The sequence below is a fragment of the Halobaculum marinum genome (assembly GCF_029338555.1).
GTDB classification, from domain to species: Archaea; Halobacteriota; Halobacteria; order Halobacteriales; family Haloferacaceae; genus Halobaculum; species Halobaculum marinum.
In genome coordinates this window covers 23,975-37,699 of sequence record NZ_CP119991.1, presented here as the reverse complement: position 1 = coordinate 37,699, position 13,725 = coordinate 23,975, and the positions used below count along the sequence as shown (strand labels likewise).

The window sequence follows — 13,725 nt, the reverse complement described above, 5'->3', positions numbered from 1 at the left end:
CGGGTCGTTCCACCCGCGAGTCCGGAGCCAGTTACCCGACGCGCTGTATCCCACGCCGCCGAGCGACGTACCCGACACCGACGAGCAGCGGGAGCGTCGCGACGAGCGCCCCGCCGAGGAGGAGCCAGTCGTCCACACCCAACGGGACCGTCCCGAAGAACGACCCGAGCGGCGTGTACAGCACAGTCAGGTGCGCCCCGAGCGAGAGCGCGACCGCGGCCGCGAGCCACGGATTCGACACCAGCGGCGTCCCGCGGGTCCAGCGGACGACGTACAGTTTCCCGAACTCGAAGACGACGAAGCCGGTGAACACCATCGTCATCGCGTACGGCGTCATGCTCGCGGCGCCGTTGAGCGTGTAGAACAGCAGACCGAGCATGACCGCGCTGACCAGCAAGCCGGCTCCGACGACGAACCGGATCATCGACGCGTCGACGATTCCGGCGGCGCCGCCGCGGGGCGCCCGCGTCATCGTGTCCTCCGCGCCGGGGTCCGAGCCGAGCGCGAGCGCCGGGAGGCCGTCGGTGAGGAGGTTGATCCACAGCAGTTGCGCCGCCGGGAGGACGAGGTAGCCGAACAGCGACGCCGCGACGACGAGCAGCACCTCCGCGGCGTTCGCGCTCAACAGGTACGCGACGAACGTCCAGATGTTGTCGTAGATGGCCCGGCCACGCCGCACGGCGTTGCGGATCGTCGCGTAGTTGTCGTCTAAGAGGACGATGTCGCTCGCCTGCTTGGCGACGTCGGTCCCGCGGATCCCCATCGCGACGCCCACGTCGGCGTGTTTCAGCGCCGGTGCGTCGTTGACACCGTCGCCCGTCATCGCGACCGTGTGGCCCGTCGCGCGGAGCGCGCGGAGGACGCGGACCTTGTGCTCGGGCGTCATGCGGGCGAACACGTCCACCTCGTTGACGCGGTCGCGGAGCGTGGCGTCGTCGGTGTCGTCGATTTCCGACCCGGTCACCACGGCCGACTCGATGCCGACCTCGCGGGCGATTGCCCGCGCCGTCACGGGATTGTCGCCCGTGATCATCTTCACCGAGATTCCCGCCGCGTGTGTGTCCGCGATGGCCTCGCGGACCTCCGGTCGAGGCGGGTCCAGCAGTCCCTGGAGGCCGACGAACACGAGGTCCGTCTCGGGGTCACCGTCGTCGGTGGGCTTGTACGCGAACCCGAGCACGCGGAGCGCGTCAGCCGCGAACGCGTCCACCGTCGACAGGATCTCCGAACGGATGTCGTCGGTCAGTGGGACGACGCCGTCCGCAGTGAGCACCGCCGTCGACCGCTCGACCACCGCCCGCGGCGCGCCCTTGACGTACACGACGTCGTCGTGGACCGTCGCCATCCGCTGGCGGGCCGAAGAGAACGATCGCTCGCCGTTTCGTGGTCGCTCTCGGCGGCGTTCGTCCACGTCGACGCCGTGGTCGGCTGCCGCGGCGACGAGCGCGCGTTCAGTCGGTTCTCCCTCCTCGGCGGTCGCGTCGTTACAGAGCGCGCCGATCTCGAACAGGCGGTCGAGGCGGTCGTCGTCGACCGCCGAGTCCGTCGGGAGGTCGACCGTCTCGTCGTGCACCCACGCGCGCGTCACCTGCATCTCCCCACGAGTGAGCGTGCCCGTCTTGTCCGTGCAGATCACGTCGACGGAGCCGAGCGCCTCGACCGCGGTGAGTCGCCGCACCAGCGCATTCTCGTCGGCCATCCGCCTGACACCGAGCGCCAGCGTCAGCGTCACGACCGCTGGCAGACCCTCGGGAACCGCCGCGACCGCCAGCGAGATCGCCGTCAACGCCGCTTGGACGGTGTCTGCCCCGCCCCACACGAGGATGGGAACCAGTGCGAGCGACAGCACGACCACCCCCGTCGCGAGGCGGCGTCCGAGCGTGTGGAGGTTGCGCTGGAGCGGGGTCGAGCGGTCGGCGGCGACCGCGAGCTGTTCGGCGATGGCTCCGACCTCCGTGTCCATCCCGGTCGCGACGACGACCGCGGTGGCGTTCCCGCGAGTCACGTTCGTCCCCCGGTACAGCATCGTCGTCCGCTCGGCGAGGGGGGTGTCAGCCGGGACGGGCGACGACTCCTTCGCGACCGGGAGGCTCTCGCCCGTCAGCGCCGACTCGTCGACTTCGAGGTCGGTCTGGGTGAGCACCCGTGCGTCCGCCGGCACCACGTCCCCTTGCCCGAGCAGGACGACGTCGCCCGGGACGAGCGCCGCGGCGTCGACGCGGCGGTCGGCCCCGTCGCGACGGACGCGGACCGTGGGCGAGGCCATGTCTCGGAGCGCCTCGATGCTCCGCTCGGCGCGGAACTCCTGGGCGAACCCGAACACGCCGTTTGCCGCGACGATGACCGTGATGAGCACCGCGTCGACGGGGTGACCGACGAGGAACGACACCGCCGCCGCGGCGACGAGCAACCAGATCAGCGGGCTGGCGAACTGCTCGATCAACACCCGCCACCACGGGCGCGTCTGTTCGCTCGCGAGTTCGTTCGGCCCGTGTCGACTGAGGCGGTCGGCGACCGCCGATTCATCGAGCCCGTCCGGACTCGTGTCCAGATCCGCACACACCGTCTCGGCGTCCGTCGCGTGCCACTCGCTCATGCGCGTGACACCGACACCGACGCCGACGGTCGAACGCGAACGTCAATCACGCCTCGGTATGTGCGACGCCAGACAATAAGGGTGGCAGCCGGTTGGCGACTGGGGATGATCCGGATCGGCGAGTTGGGTCCGACAGTCGAACCGGACCGGTCACCGATCGATCGACCAGTCTCAGTCGCGGAGCGGCGAGACAGTCCGTGTCCGGCCGAATTGCGGACACCCCCGGGGGTGGGTGGATGTCCTCGTGGAGAGGATGAACGACCTCGAAAGTGGAGTGGATGACCTCAGGAGCAGTCGCAGACGGTCAGACCCGGTTGCTCACTCGCGGAGCCAGTTCTGCGTCATTGTGTTGAAGTCGACGTCGTCGAAGCGCGATACCGCCTCCAGCACGTCGAGTGCGGTGGACGGCTCGACTCTGAGCTCGAACGTGTACGCCTCGCCACCGACCGACCCCGAGGCGGACTTGCGAGCGCGGATGATGCTCAGCATGTCCAACTCGATGAGGTGGTCGCGCATCCGGCGCTGGGCGAGTTGGTCGGCGTCGATGTCGTTGGTGAGCGACTTGTACACGTCGTACACGTCGCGCGTGCGGACGTCGGTTTCGTTCGCGAGTTCGAGGATCGTCACCGCCGCGAGCGCGAGGTGGCCCTGCGTGGTGAGCTGTTCCATCCCCTCGATGATGAGTTCGCGCTCGGCCTCGTCTTGGGCGGCGCGGACGTGGTCGCCGAGGACCGTCGGGCTGTCCTCGGACTCGGCGATCGCGGCGGCCTTTCGGAGGTACTTGATCGCCTGCCGTGCGCTCCCTTTGTCCTGGGCGGCGTACGCCGCACACAGCGGGATCACGTCCTCCGAGAGCACGCCCGAGTCGATCCCCGGAGCGTGCACGCGCCGCGGTCGATCCCGCGAGCCTCGAAGGCGGTGTCGAGCGACTCGTCGTCGCCGTCGAGGTCGACCGAGATGGTGAACGTCTCGCCGTCGGGGTTTTCGTACACGAGGTCGGTGTCACGGAACGCCTTGCTGGCGCGGCGCGAGAGGATGTCCCGCAGGTCGTTGGCGTCGTACGGCGCGAAGAAGATCGAGTCGTCGTAAAGGCTGTCTTTCGCCGCCGGGTCGAGGTTGTCACGCCACTGCAGGTCGTTGCTGATCCCGATGACCGACGGGTACACGTCGTCGTTGACGTAGTTCTTGTCCCGTGCACGCGGGAGGGAGTAGAGGATCTTGTCGTCGGTACCGAGGTTGTCGATCTCGTCGAGGACGATGATGATCGTCCCCCCGACCTGGTTCATCGCCTCCCACAGGTGGTCGAGCACCTTCTGCATCGGGTGGCCGTTGGGGTTCGTGCCCCCGAGTTCCTCACACAGCCCGCACGCGAGGGTGTAGCTCGAAGAGATCCCCTCACACGAGAACAGCACGGTCGTCAGTTCCAGGTCCTCGGCGGTCGCGAACGCTTGGAGCTCTGCCAACTCGGCTTTCGCCGCCGCGGTCTTCCCCTGCCCGGCTTTCCCCGAGAGGAAGGCGTTCTCCGCGCCCACTCCCCGCGCCGCCGGCTTGAGCGACCGTCGGAGCTTGAGGATCTCCTCGCGCCGCTCCGGGAGCGTCGAGGGCGTGTGATCCTCCTTGAGGTACCCCTCGCCTCCGGTGGCGAAGATCTCGGAGGTTGTCGAGTACGGAGACTGACCCATCACTCGTCTCCGTGCATTCCACCCACATAAACCCCCCTGTCCGCAATGTCTGACGCGTCCGGCACGTCCGGACGACCCCCCGTGTTGTCCGCAAATACTGTCGATTGGCGGTGGATACCCCCACCCGGGCCCCCGGGGATGTCCGCAATTACCCGCGAACGGGTGGGTGGGGGTGTCGGCGCGGTTCGAGGTCGATATCGGGTGTTCGACCGATCGGACACCTGATTGCGGACATGGAACTGTACTACTAACTAAACTGTTTCTACTAGGTCTAGTGAGTGAGTGAGTAGAAGAAGTGAGCAACGAGAATCAGCAGTCTGTCTTTCTCATCTTCAGCGTGTTTATACGTGTTTGTGGTACTGGCGACCGACCAACGATTCGTCCCCTCCCCACTGTCACGGTCAAATTGCGGACACCCCCGGGGGCCCCCGTCGTGGATCCGTCGGACGCGCGTCACCGCCAGTCTCCAGCAGTGTGACGGCAGTTCCCACCAGTCGACTCGAACCGCCGAGTGGGACTCGACTGGCCACGGCCAGTCGTCGGGGGGACGGTATCGCGCCAGAATTGCGGACGACCCCGGGGGCCCCCGGGATGGCGCCACTCACCGTCGGCGGCGCAGCGGACAGGTCGGCTTCGAGGGTCCGCGATACCCCACGTTCAAACTGTGGGGTATCCAGATGGCTGGCTCCTGTCGGCGTACGGACTCCATCGAAATTGCGGACACCCCCGGGGGTGGGACCGGGCGAGATCGACCGCCGTGCTTCGGTTCGCGAGTTCGGGACAGACGCGACGCCCCGCGTGTTTTGCTCTCGTGCGTGCTCTGTGCTCGTGTGGAGTACCCGTCGTCCTGTAGGCCACCCGTCGACTCGTCGGTTACTCGTCGTCGTGTGGGACCGAGAGCACGACGGCTTCACCGTCGATGACGAGTTCTCCGTCCACACGAGCGACTGTCTCCACGCGGAGTCTGTCGCCGCCGAGTTCCTCCAGCACCTCGACGGATGCGTTGAGCGTGTCTCCGGGACGGACGGGTGCTTCGAACGAGCAGTCCTGCGAGAGATAGATCACGTCCCCCGGGAGCGACGCCAGTGCGGCGCTGATCACGCCGGCACCGAGCATCCCATGTGCGATCCGCCCGCCGAACATCGTCTCGGCGGCGTACTCGTCGTCGAGGTGGATCGGATTGGTGTCCCCGGTGACGCTCGCGTACGTGTCGATCGCTTCTGTCGTCACCTCGATCGTCGCATCGGCAGTCTCACCGACGGTCGCGACTGGCATGTGTCCCGCTGGGACCACCGGGGCGAAAGCGTCGGGGGTTAACATGTGAAACGCCCGGTTAATGGTGCCCCGTAGCCACCCGATCCACGTGCCAACCGCGGATCACGACGGCGTCGCGATCGCGTACGAACAGCGCGGTCGCGACGCGACCGAAGCGGAGACGGTCGTCCTCTGTGAGGGACTCGGCTACGGTCGGTGGATGTGGGACCGACAGGCCGACGCCCTGGGCGACGACTACCACGTCGTCCTGTGGGACAACCGGGGGACGGGATCGTCGGCGACGCCGGAGGGACCGTACACGATCGACGCGATGGCTGGGGACTTGGAGGCCGTCCTCGCGACCGTCGGCGTCGACGCTGCCCACGTCGTTGGCGCGTCGATGGGCGGGATGGTCGCTCAACGATACGTCCTCGAGTACGACCGCGCGACGTCGCTCACGCTGCTGTGTACCTCACCGGGCGGGCCAGACGCGGTCGCGACGCCCGACGAGACGCTCGCTCGGATGTTCTCGGTCCCCGACGACGCCGACGAACGCGAGGCGATCCGGTACAAGATGGCCCCGGCACTCAGCGACGGATTCGCCGAGGCCAACCCCGAACTGATCGAGGACATCGTCGACGAACGACTCGACTCCGACGCCTCGCCGAGCGCGCGCGAGTGGCAGGCCGCCGCCGTCCAGGCGTTCGACGCCAGCGAGGAACTCGACGACATCGCCATTCCGACGCTCGTCGCCCACGGGACGGGCGACCGGGTGCTCCCGGTCGAGAACGGTCGACTGCTCGCCGAGCGGATCCCCAACGCTCGCGAGACGTTCGTCGAGGACGGCTCGCACCTGTTCTTCATCGAGGAGGCGGCTCGTGTCAACAGCATGCTCGCGGAGTTCCTCGCTGATGTCTGAACGGGCGACCGCGACGACCGGCATCCCACCTGGGACCCACTGGGTGGGCGACTGGTCGGGCCGACGCGCGCGGCTCTCACCCGACCGTGTCGGACTGATCGACGCGACGACGGGTGTCGAGTACACGTACGCGGACCTCGATGAGCGCGCCGAGCGGACGGCGAGCGCCCTCGCGGCCCGCGGTGTGGGCCGTGGCGACCGGGTCGTGACGCTCTCGCGGAACCGACCGGCGCTCGTCGATCTGTTCTTCGCGACCGGGAAGCTCGGTGCCGTGCTCGCGCCGCTGTCGCACCGCCTCGCGCCGCCCGAACTGGGGACGCTCCTCGCCGACTCGGACCCGACGGCGGTGGTCGTCGAAGCCGAAAGCGCCGACCTGCTGACGGCCGCACTCGGTGAAGCGACCAGTGACGCGGCAGTTGCGACGGATGCGACTGACGCGAACAACGCCACCGACGCGAATAACGCGACTGGCGACCCCACCGACCTCGACCCGACGCTGCTCGTCGTCGGCGACGACGCCGACGCGGTCGGGGACACGACCGCGGCGCTCGGCGGGGAGTCGTTCGCGACCGTCCGCCGCGAGGAGTCGGTCGACCGGGTGGATCGGCCAGTCGTGTCGCCCTCTGACTCACACCTGTTCCTACACACCGGCGGCTCGACGGGGACGCCGAAACAGACCGTGATCTCTCACCGAGCAATCTACTGGAACTCGATGACGACGATCGCGGCGTGGGGGCTCCGCGCGGACGACCTGACGCCGATGCCGTTCCCGATGTTCCACACGGGCGGGTGGAACGTCCTGACGGTGCCGCTGTTCCACATGGGTGGGACCGTCGTGATCGCACGGGAGTTCGACCCCGGGCAGGTGTTGGGGATCGTCGACGAGCGCGACGCGACGGTGCTCGTCGCCGTCCCGGCGGTGCTCCGGATGATGCGCGACCACGACGACTGGGCGGCGACCGACCTGTCGACGCTCCGGTTCGCGAAGTCGGGCGGGGGGCCGTGTCGCCGCTCCGTGCTCGAAGCGTGGTGGGACCGCGGCGTCGACCTGTCGCAGGGGTACGGCCTCACCGAGTGCGGGCCGAACAACTTCGCCATGCCCGACGACTGGCCCCGAGAGAAGGCCGACGCCGTCGGCGTGCCGGCGCCCCACGTCACCGCCCGCGTCGTCGACGCCGACGGCCACCCCGTGGACGCCGGCACCGTGGGCGAACTCGAACTGTCGAGTCCCGCGGCCGCGGACGGTTACTGGAACGCGCCCGAGGAGACGACGGCCACCTTCGGCGACGGGTGGGTGTCGACTGGCGACCTCGCGCGTGTCGACGCCGACGGCTACTACCACATCGAAGGGCGCAAGAAGAACATGTACGTCAGCGGCGGCGAGAACGTCTTCCCCGCCGAGGTCGAGGACGTGCTCACCGACCACCCGGGGATCCGCGAGGCGGTGGTGATCGGCGTCGCCGACGACACGTGGGGCACCGTCGGCAAGGCGGTCGTCGAGGGCGACACGTCGCTCACCCTCTCCGACTTGGAGACGTTCCTCGACGGGAAGCTGGCGCGGTTCAAACACCCGAGACACCTGGCGTTCGTCGACAGCGTGCCGTACTCTGGGCCGTCGAAGATCGACCGCGAGGCGATCCGCGAGCGGTTCGGCGACGACGAGTGACCGGCGGCGCCTACACAAACAATTATGTAGATAATCGCCAATATCTGGTGACGAGTGGGCACCATGATCGACGTCACCCTGGACATGGAGCAGTACGACTGTCCGTTCATCCACGCGACCGAGGAGCACGACCTCGCGTTCTCGGCCGTCCACTGGGAGTTCGACACGGCGTCGGACACGCTGGAGACGCGGATGGTCGTCGAGGGTGACGACCGGGAGGCGCTCGGCCAGGGCCTCTCGGAGTTGCGGGAGCACGAGGGGCTTCGGGAGTACCGACTCCTCTCGAAGACGGGCGGCGTCGCCCACGTCCGGACGGTGATCGACGAGACGGCCGCGATGTCGACGATCCGCGACGGCGGCGGCTACATCACCGGCCCGTTCTACATCGCCGACGGCTCGAGCTGTGGCACGTCGGCTTCGACGACCGCGGCGAGGCCGACGGCACGCTGTCGCGGCTCGACCGCGACAACGAGTACCAGGTGCTCGAGCGCGACGAACCCGACCTGCCGGAGTTGCAGGGGTTCATCCAGAACGCGGGCGCGGCGATGACGCTCATCGAGGGGTGCAAGGACCTCTCGGCGGTCGAGCGGGAGACGCTGGAGACAGCCGCATCAGAGGGGTACTTCGAGAGTCCGCGGTCGGCCACGCTCGGCACGCTCGCCGAGCGGTTCGACGTGTCGAAGCCGGCGGTGTCGAAGAACCTCCGGCGCGGCCAGCGGAAGATGCTCGAACGCGTCGTCGACGCGATGAGCGAGTTAGAGGAGTAGGGTAGGTGGCGGTCGGCGGTAGCGACGCTCGTGGCAGCGGTGGCGCTGGCGGTGGCGTTGTCAGTCGCCGGCGTCGCTCCCGATCGACTCTACGAGGGTCGCGAAGTTGGCGAGCGTTCGGGTCGCGGTGGAGTCCTCGAAGGACCGATCACGCTCCTCCCAGCCGTCGTACTCGTCGACGATCCGCGGCGTGAACTCTGGGTGGTACTGGACGGACCACACTGGGCTCTCGCGGTGCCGGGTGGCGAAGTACTCGTAGTAGTCCGCACGCGCGATCACCTCCATCCCCTCGCCGAGTTCGGTCACCACGTCGGAGTGGAGCACGGGCACGGTCGGTTCGACCCCCTCGAACAGGGGGTCGTCGTCGAACTCTGCGTCGTGGAGGTGGAGGCGAGTGACCCCGCTGTCGACGACCTCCCCGCCGAGCGCGGCGTTGAGGATCTGGTGGCCGAAGCAGATGCCGAGCGTAGGGACGCCCTCCTCGACGAGGCGGCGCACGAAGCGCTTCTGCTCGGTGATCCACGGCTGGTCCGGTTCGTCGTACACGCCGACCTCGCTGCCGCCGATGACGACGCCGTCGACGCCGTCGAGACTCGGGTCGCCGTCCTCGTTCGGGTAGTTGTACGCGCGGGCGTCGGGGAGGAAGTGCACGATCTCGCCGGCCATGTAGCCGCCGTCGACCGCGTTGTCGAGTACCAGAATCACGGACGCATCACTTATATGGAGGTGCTGTATGGACGGAGATATGCCCTTCGACGCCGCGGCGATTCGCGACGACTTCCCCATTCTCGAACGCCGGGTGAACGGCCACCCGCTCACGTACCTCGACAACGCCGCCACCACGCATACGCCCAAACAGGTGTACGACGTCTTCGAGGAGTTCTACGCCGACTACAACTCGAACATCCACCGCGGCATCCACGAACTCAGCCACGAGGCCTCGGTCGCCTACGAGCAGGCGCACGACCGCGTCGCCGAGTTCGTCGGCGCCGACGGCCGCGAGGAGATGGTGTTCACGAAGAACACGACCGAGAGCATCAACCTCGTCGCGTACGGGGTCAGCCAGCACCTGGACGCTGACGACGAGATTGTCGCGACGGAGATGGACCACCACGCGTCGCTCGTGACGTGGCAGCAGATCGCAAAGCGGACGGGCGCGACGGTCCGGCACATCCCCGTCACGACCGACGGCCACCTCGACATGGACGCGGCCGCCGAGATCATCACCGACGACACTGCGGTCGTGTGTGCACCGCACGTGTCGAACGTGCTCGGCACGGTCAACCCCGTCGCGGACCTCGTCGACCTCGCGCACGACCACGACGCGTACGCGGTCGTCGACGGCGCTCAGTCCGCCCCGACGCGCCCCGTCGACGTCGGGGCGATGGACGCGGACTTCTTCGCGTTCAGCGGCCACAAACTCGCCGGCCCCACCGGGATCGGCGGCCTGTACGGGAAGCGCGAGATTCTGGAGGACCTCGACCCGTTCCTGTTCGGCGGGGAGATGATCCGCAACGTCACCCTCACCGACTCCACGTGGAACGAACTCCCGTGGAAGTTCGAGGCAGGCACCCCGCCCATCGCCGAGGGGATCGCGCTCGGCGCCGCCGTCGACTACCTCGACGACCTTGGCATGGAGGCCGTCCGCGACCACGAGGACGACCTCGCCCAGTACCTCCTGCGGGAACTCGCCGACCGGGAGTTCGTCCGGACGTACGGCCCGGACATCGGCGAGGAGCGCACCGGCTGTCTCGTTCAACGTCGAGGGCGTCCACGGGCACGACCTCTCCAGCCTCCTCAACGACCGGGGAATCGCCATCCGCGCCGGCGACCACTGCACCCAACCGCTGCACGACCGCCTGGACATCCCCGGGTCGGCCCGTGCGTCGTTCTACGTCTACAACACCCGCGCCGACGTCGACCGCCTCCTCGAAGTCGTGGACACCGCTCGCGACGACCTCGACGACTATCTGACCTCCGACCGCTACCACGACCTCGTCAGCGAACACTACTACGACCACCGGAACCAGGGCGGCCTCACCGACCCGACGTTCGTGAAGTCCTCCGAGGAGACCACTTGCGGCGACGACGGCGAGTTCCACGTCACGATCACCGACGACCGCATCGACGACATCGCCTTCGAGAGCCGGAGCTGTGCGGTCAGCCGCGCCGTGGCCAGCCTCCTCTCGGAGCACCTCAAGGGGATGCCGGTCGCCGAGGTGGCGGAACTCGACGGCTACGTCGCCCGCCAACTCGAGGGACAGTACCCCGACCTCCGACGCGAGTGTGTCGAAGGCCCCGAAGCCGTCATCAGAGAAGCCGCTCGCGACTACCTCACGGAGGGCCAGCGCACGGAATCTGTGTAGTCGGCGACCGTGAGCGCTCGGCGTTCGCGCCGCGCGTTCACATGTTAACCACGCAGTTCTTGCCGGATACGTGGCAGTATCGCTCTGTATGAGCAAGCGTATCACACGACGCCGAACGCTGGCGGCGCTCGGCGCCTCGGGGATCGCGGGATTGGCCGGGTGTACGGGCGGCGACGGCAGCGGAAGCGACACGGAGAACAACGGCGGCGGCGACACGACGACAGAGAGTAGCGACATGGAAGGCACGACAGCAGGAAGTTCGGGTGGCGCGTCGGGGACCGTAAAGATCGGCGTGCTCCAGCCCGTCTCGGGCGACCTCCAGTACTACGGCCAGCAGGCGCTGTGGGGGTTCTCCTCCGGACTCGCGTACAAGGCCGGCGGCGAGCCGCAACTCGCCGCCGAGACCGGGACCCAGACCGTCACGGTCGGCGACGTCGACTACGAGCTGTTGATCCGCGACACGCAGTTCTCAGCGGACACGGCGCAGTCGCTCGCGACGAACCTCGTCACCGACGAGGACGTCGACATGCTGTTCGGCCTCACCTCCTCGGGCGCCGCGACGCGCGTGAGCCAGACGGTGGCCCAGCAGGCCAGCGTCCCGCTGATGATCGGGCCGGCGGCGTCCGCCTCCGTCACCTCCGAGTCTGAGTCGTGCAGCGAGTTGGTGTTCCGCGCCTCTGAGAACACCGCGATGGACGCGCGCTCCGGCGGCCGCTACGTCGCCCGGGAGTCCGACGTGTCCTCGGTGTACCTGTTCGGCGCCGACTACTCGTTCGGTCGCGCGGTCGTCAACAACTACGAGGCGGTGCTCGAAGCCGAGGGCGTCGACATCGTGGGCAAGCGGTTCGTCCCGCAGGGGTACTCCGAGTGGGAGGGCCTGCTCGACAACGCCGCCGAGGCGGGTGCCGAGGGCATCGTCGGCGGCTTCACGGTCGCGACGCTGCCGGCGCTGTTCACGTCGTACCTCAACGGCGACTACGACTTCACCATCTTCGGCGGCTTCGCCACCGAGATCACCAACAACGTCGTCGGCGGCCTCCTCCAGAACCAACTCGGCGAGCCGCTCACGCAGGAGAAACTCGACGGCCTCGGCGTCGGGCCGTTCACCACGCGCTACCACTGGAACCAGTACGACAACGAGATCAACAACGCGTTCGTCGACGGGTACGTGAACGCCTACGGCAAGGTGCCGGACCTGTTCACCTCGGGGACGTTCACCGCGGCCTCCTCGATCGTGCAGGCGGTCGAGGAGAGCGGGTCCACGGAGGGCGCCGACATCGCATCGGCACTGCGTGGGATGACCGTCGCGGACACCCCGAAGGGGACGGACGCGTACACGTTCCAGGAGTACAACAACCAGGCCCGCTCGGAGATGACCGTCGCGAACGTCGTGCCGACGGCCGACGAGTGGAGCGACGCGTGGGGCGCGCCGATCCAGCCGAGCGACCCCGTCGCCCGCATCTCCGCAGACGAGACCACCATCCCGGCGGACGCCGACGGGATGAACTGCTCGCTGTAAGCGATGCTTCGAACGAGGGGGCTGACGAAGCGGTTCGGCGGACTCACCGCCGTCGACGACGTGACGTTCGACCTCGCCGAGGACGAACTGTGCTCGCTCATCGGCCCGAACGGCGCCGGGAAGACGACGTTCTTCAACCTCCTGACGGGGGTGTTGACCCCGAGCGAGGGGACCGTCGAACTCCGACGCGACGACGCCGGCGGCGACGCTGACCCGTCGACCGGCGCGAGCGATGCCGATGGCTGGCGCGACCTCACCGACGCGTCGCCGCACGAGATCGCCGACATGGGGGTCCACCGGTCGTACCAGGTGACGAACGTGTTCGAGAACTCGACCGTGCTCGAGAACGTCCGCGTCGCCGCGCAGGCGGCCGACGGCGCAGGGACGAACTTCTGGCGAAACGCCGGCCAACTCGACCGGTACATCGACGAGGCGTACGCGATCCTCGACCGGGTCGACCTCGCCGACAGCGCCGAGCAACCGGCTAACGCGCTGTCGCACGGCGCGAAGCGCCAACTGGAGGTCGGCATCGCCCTCGCGGGCGACCCGGACGTCCTGCTGCTCGACGAACCGAACGCCGGCGTCTCTTCCGAGAGCGTCGACCGCGTGGTCGACCTCATAGAGGACGTCGCCACCGACCACGCCGTGCTGCTGGTCGAGCACAACATGGACATCGTGATGGAGGTGTCCGACCGCGTGGTCGTCCTCAACCAGGGGGCCGTCATCGCCGACGACGAACCGAGTGCCGTCCGCAACGACCCCGACGTCCAGAAGGCGTACCTCGGCGGGTACGAGCCGGGGAGTGCTGGAACGGACGCGGACAGCCGCGAGACGACTGGACGCGACGCGAACGGCAGTGACGCCACTGGAGGTGAGGCGGCGTGAGCGCCGACTCAACCGACGGGGCCGACACCGCTGACCGCGCCGCCGCTGACCGCGCCGACACGGACCGCGCG

General features: G+C 68.3%; 10 protein-coding genes and 2 pseudogenes. 7 read left to right on the top strand and 5 right to left on the bottom strand.

Annotated features, from left to right (window positions below):
• Positions 1-31: 31 nt before the first annotated feature.
• The 4 genes from P0R32_RS16670 to P0R32_RS16655 all read right to left on the bottom strand — a co-directional run bounded on the left by P0R32_RS16670 (position 32) and on the right by P0R32_RS16655 (position 5,553).
• A complete protein-coding gene (locus P0R32_RS16670; RefSeq protein ID WP_276239775.1) occupies positions 32-2,596 on the bottom strand; it encodes a cation-translocating P-type ATPase in 2,565 nt (854 codons plus the stop codon).
• Between the two features lie 318 nt (positions 2,597-2,914).
• Complete coding sequence (locus P0R32_RS16665) at positions 2,915-3,481, bottom strand: Cdc6/Cdc18 family protein (protein WP_276239774.1); 567 nt, start codon at positions 3,479-3,481, stop codon at positions 2,915-2,917.
• Positions 3,436-4,278: a Cdc6/Cdc18 family protein gene (locus tag P0R32_RS16660; RefSeq protein ID WP_276239773.1), complete on the bottom strand. Its 843-nt coding sequence runs from the start codon at positions 4,276-4,278 to the stop codon at positions 3,436-3,438. Before P0R32_RS16660 ends, P0R32_RS16665 begins: the two co-directional genes overlap by 46 nt.
• Positions 4,279-5,151: 873 nt before the next feature.
• On the bottom strand, positions 5,152-5,553 hold the full coding sequence (locus P0R32_RS16655) for a MaoC family dehydratase (protein WP_276239772.1): 402 nt from the start codon (positions 5,551-5,553) through the stop codon (positions 5,152-5,154).
• A gap of 88 nt (positions 5,554-5,641) precedes the next feature.
• On the opposite strand from P0R32_RS16655, the gene P0R32_RS16650 reads away from it, so the two are divergent.
• The 3 genes and pseudogenes from P0R32_RS16650 to P0R32_RS16640 all read left to right on the top strand — a co-directional run bounded on the left by P0R32_RS16650 (position 5,642) and on the right by P0R32_RS16640 (position 8,884).
• Positions 5,642-6,451 carry an alpha/beta fold hydrolase gene (locus tag P0R32_RS16650; protein ID WP_276239755.1) on the top strand — a complete coding sequence of 270 codons (810 nt, stop codon included), beginning with the start codon at positions 5,642-5,644 and terminating at the stop codon, positions 6,449-6,451.
• A complete protein-coding gene (locus P0R32_RS16645; RefSeq protein ID WP_276239754.1) occupies positions 6,444-8,117 on the top strand; it encodes an AMP-binding protein in 1,674 nt (557 codons plus the stop codon). The genes P0R32_RS16650 and P0R32_RS16645 overlap by 8 nt, the downstream gene beginning before the upstream one ends.
• A 63-nt stretch (positions 8,118-8,180) precedes the next feature.
• Positions 8,181-8,884: pseudogene (locus P0R32_RS16640) on the top strand (helix-turn-helix domain-containing protein).
• A gap of 60 nt (positions 8,885-8,944) precedes the next feature.
• Here P0R32_RS16640 and P0R32_RS16635 read toward each other — a convergent pair.
• Positions 8,945-9,589, bottom strand: coding sequence for a type 1 glutamine amidotransferase (locus tag P0R32_RS16635; protein WP_276239752.1), 645 nt, complete (start codon positions 9,587-9,589; stop codon positions 8,945-8,947).
• Positions 9,590-9,617: 28 nt separating this feature from the next.
• On the opposite strand from P0R32_RS16635, the pseudogene P0R32_RS16630 reads away from it, so the two are divergent.
• The 4 genes and pseudogenes from P0R32_RS16630 to P0R32_RS16615 all read left to right on the top strand — a co-directional run.
• Positions 9,618-10,836: pseudogene (locus tag P0R32_RS16630) on the top strand (aminotransferase class V-fold PLP-dependent enzyme); the annotation flags it as partial.
• Positions 10,822-11,250, top strand: a complete 429-nt coding sequence (locus P0R32_RS16625) for an iron-sulfur cluster assembly scaffold protein (protein WP_276239885.1) — start codon at positions 10,822-10,824, stop codon at positions 11,248-11,250. The pseudogene P0R32_RS16630 and the gene P0R32_RS16625, both read left to right, overlap by 15 nt.
• Positions 11,251-11,338: 88 nt before the next feature.
• Entirely contained in the window at positions 11,339-12,769 is a 1,431-nt protein-coding gene (locus P0R32_RS16620; protein ID WP_276239750.1) for an ABC transporter substrate-binding protein, read from the top strand.
• 3 nt (positions 12,770-12,772) lie between these two features.
• Positions 12,773-13,654: an ABC transporter ATP-binding protein gene (locus tag P0R32_RS16615; protein ID WP_276239749.1), complete on the top strand. Its 882-nt coding sequence runs from the start codon at positions 12,773-12,775 to the stop codon at positions 13,652-13,654.
• The last annotated feature ends 71 nt before the right edge of the window (positions 13,655-13,725 follow it).

Coding starts and splice junctions, on each gene's coding strand:
- P0R32_RS16655 (WP_276239772.1), bottom strand. CDS start 5,553: ATGCCAGTCGCGACCGTCGGTGAGACTGCCGATGCGACGATCGAGGTG.
- P0R32_RS16670 (WP_276239775.1), bottom strand. CDS start 2,596: ATGAGCGAGTGGCACGCGACGGACGCCGAGACGGTGTGTGCGGATCTG.
- P0R32_RS16620 (WP_276239750.1), top strand. CDS start 11,339: ATGAGCAAGCGTATCACACGACGCCGAACGCTGGCGGCGCTCGGCGCC.
- P0R32_RS16645 (WP_276239754.1), top strand. CDS start 6,444: ATGTCTGAACGGGCGACCGCGACGACCGGCATCCCACCTGGGACCCAC.
- P0R32_RS16660 (WP_276239773.1), bottom strand. CDS start 4,278: ATGGGTCAGTCTCCGTACTCGACAACCTCCGAGATCTTCGCCACCGGA.
- P0R32_RS16615 (WP_276239749.1), top strand. CDS start 12,773: ATGCTTCGAACGAGGGGGCTGACGAAGCGGTTCGGCGGACTCACCGCC.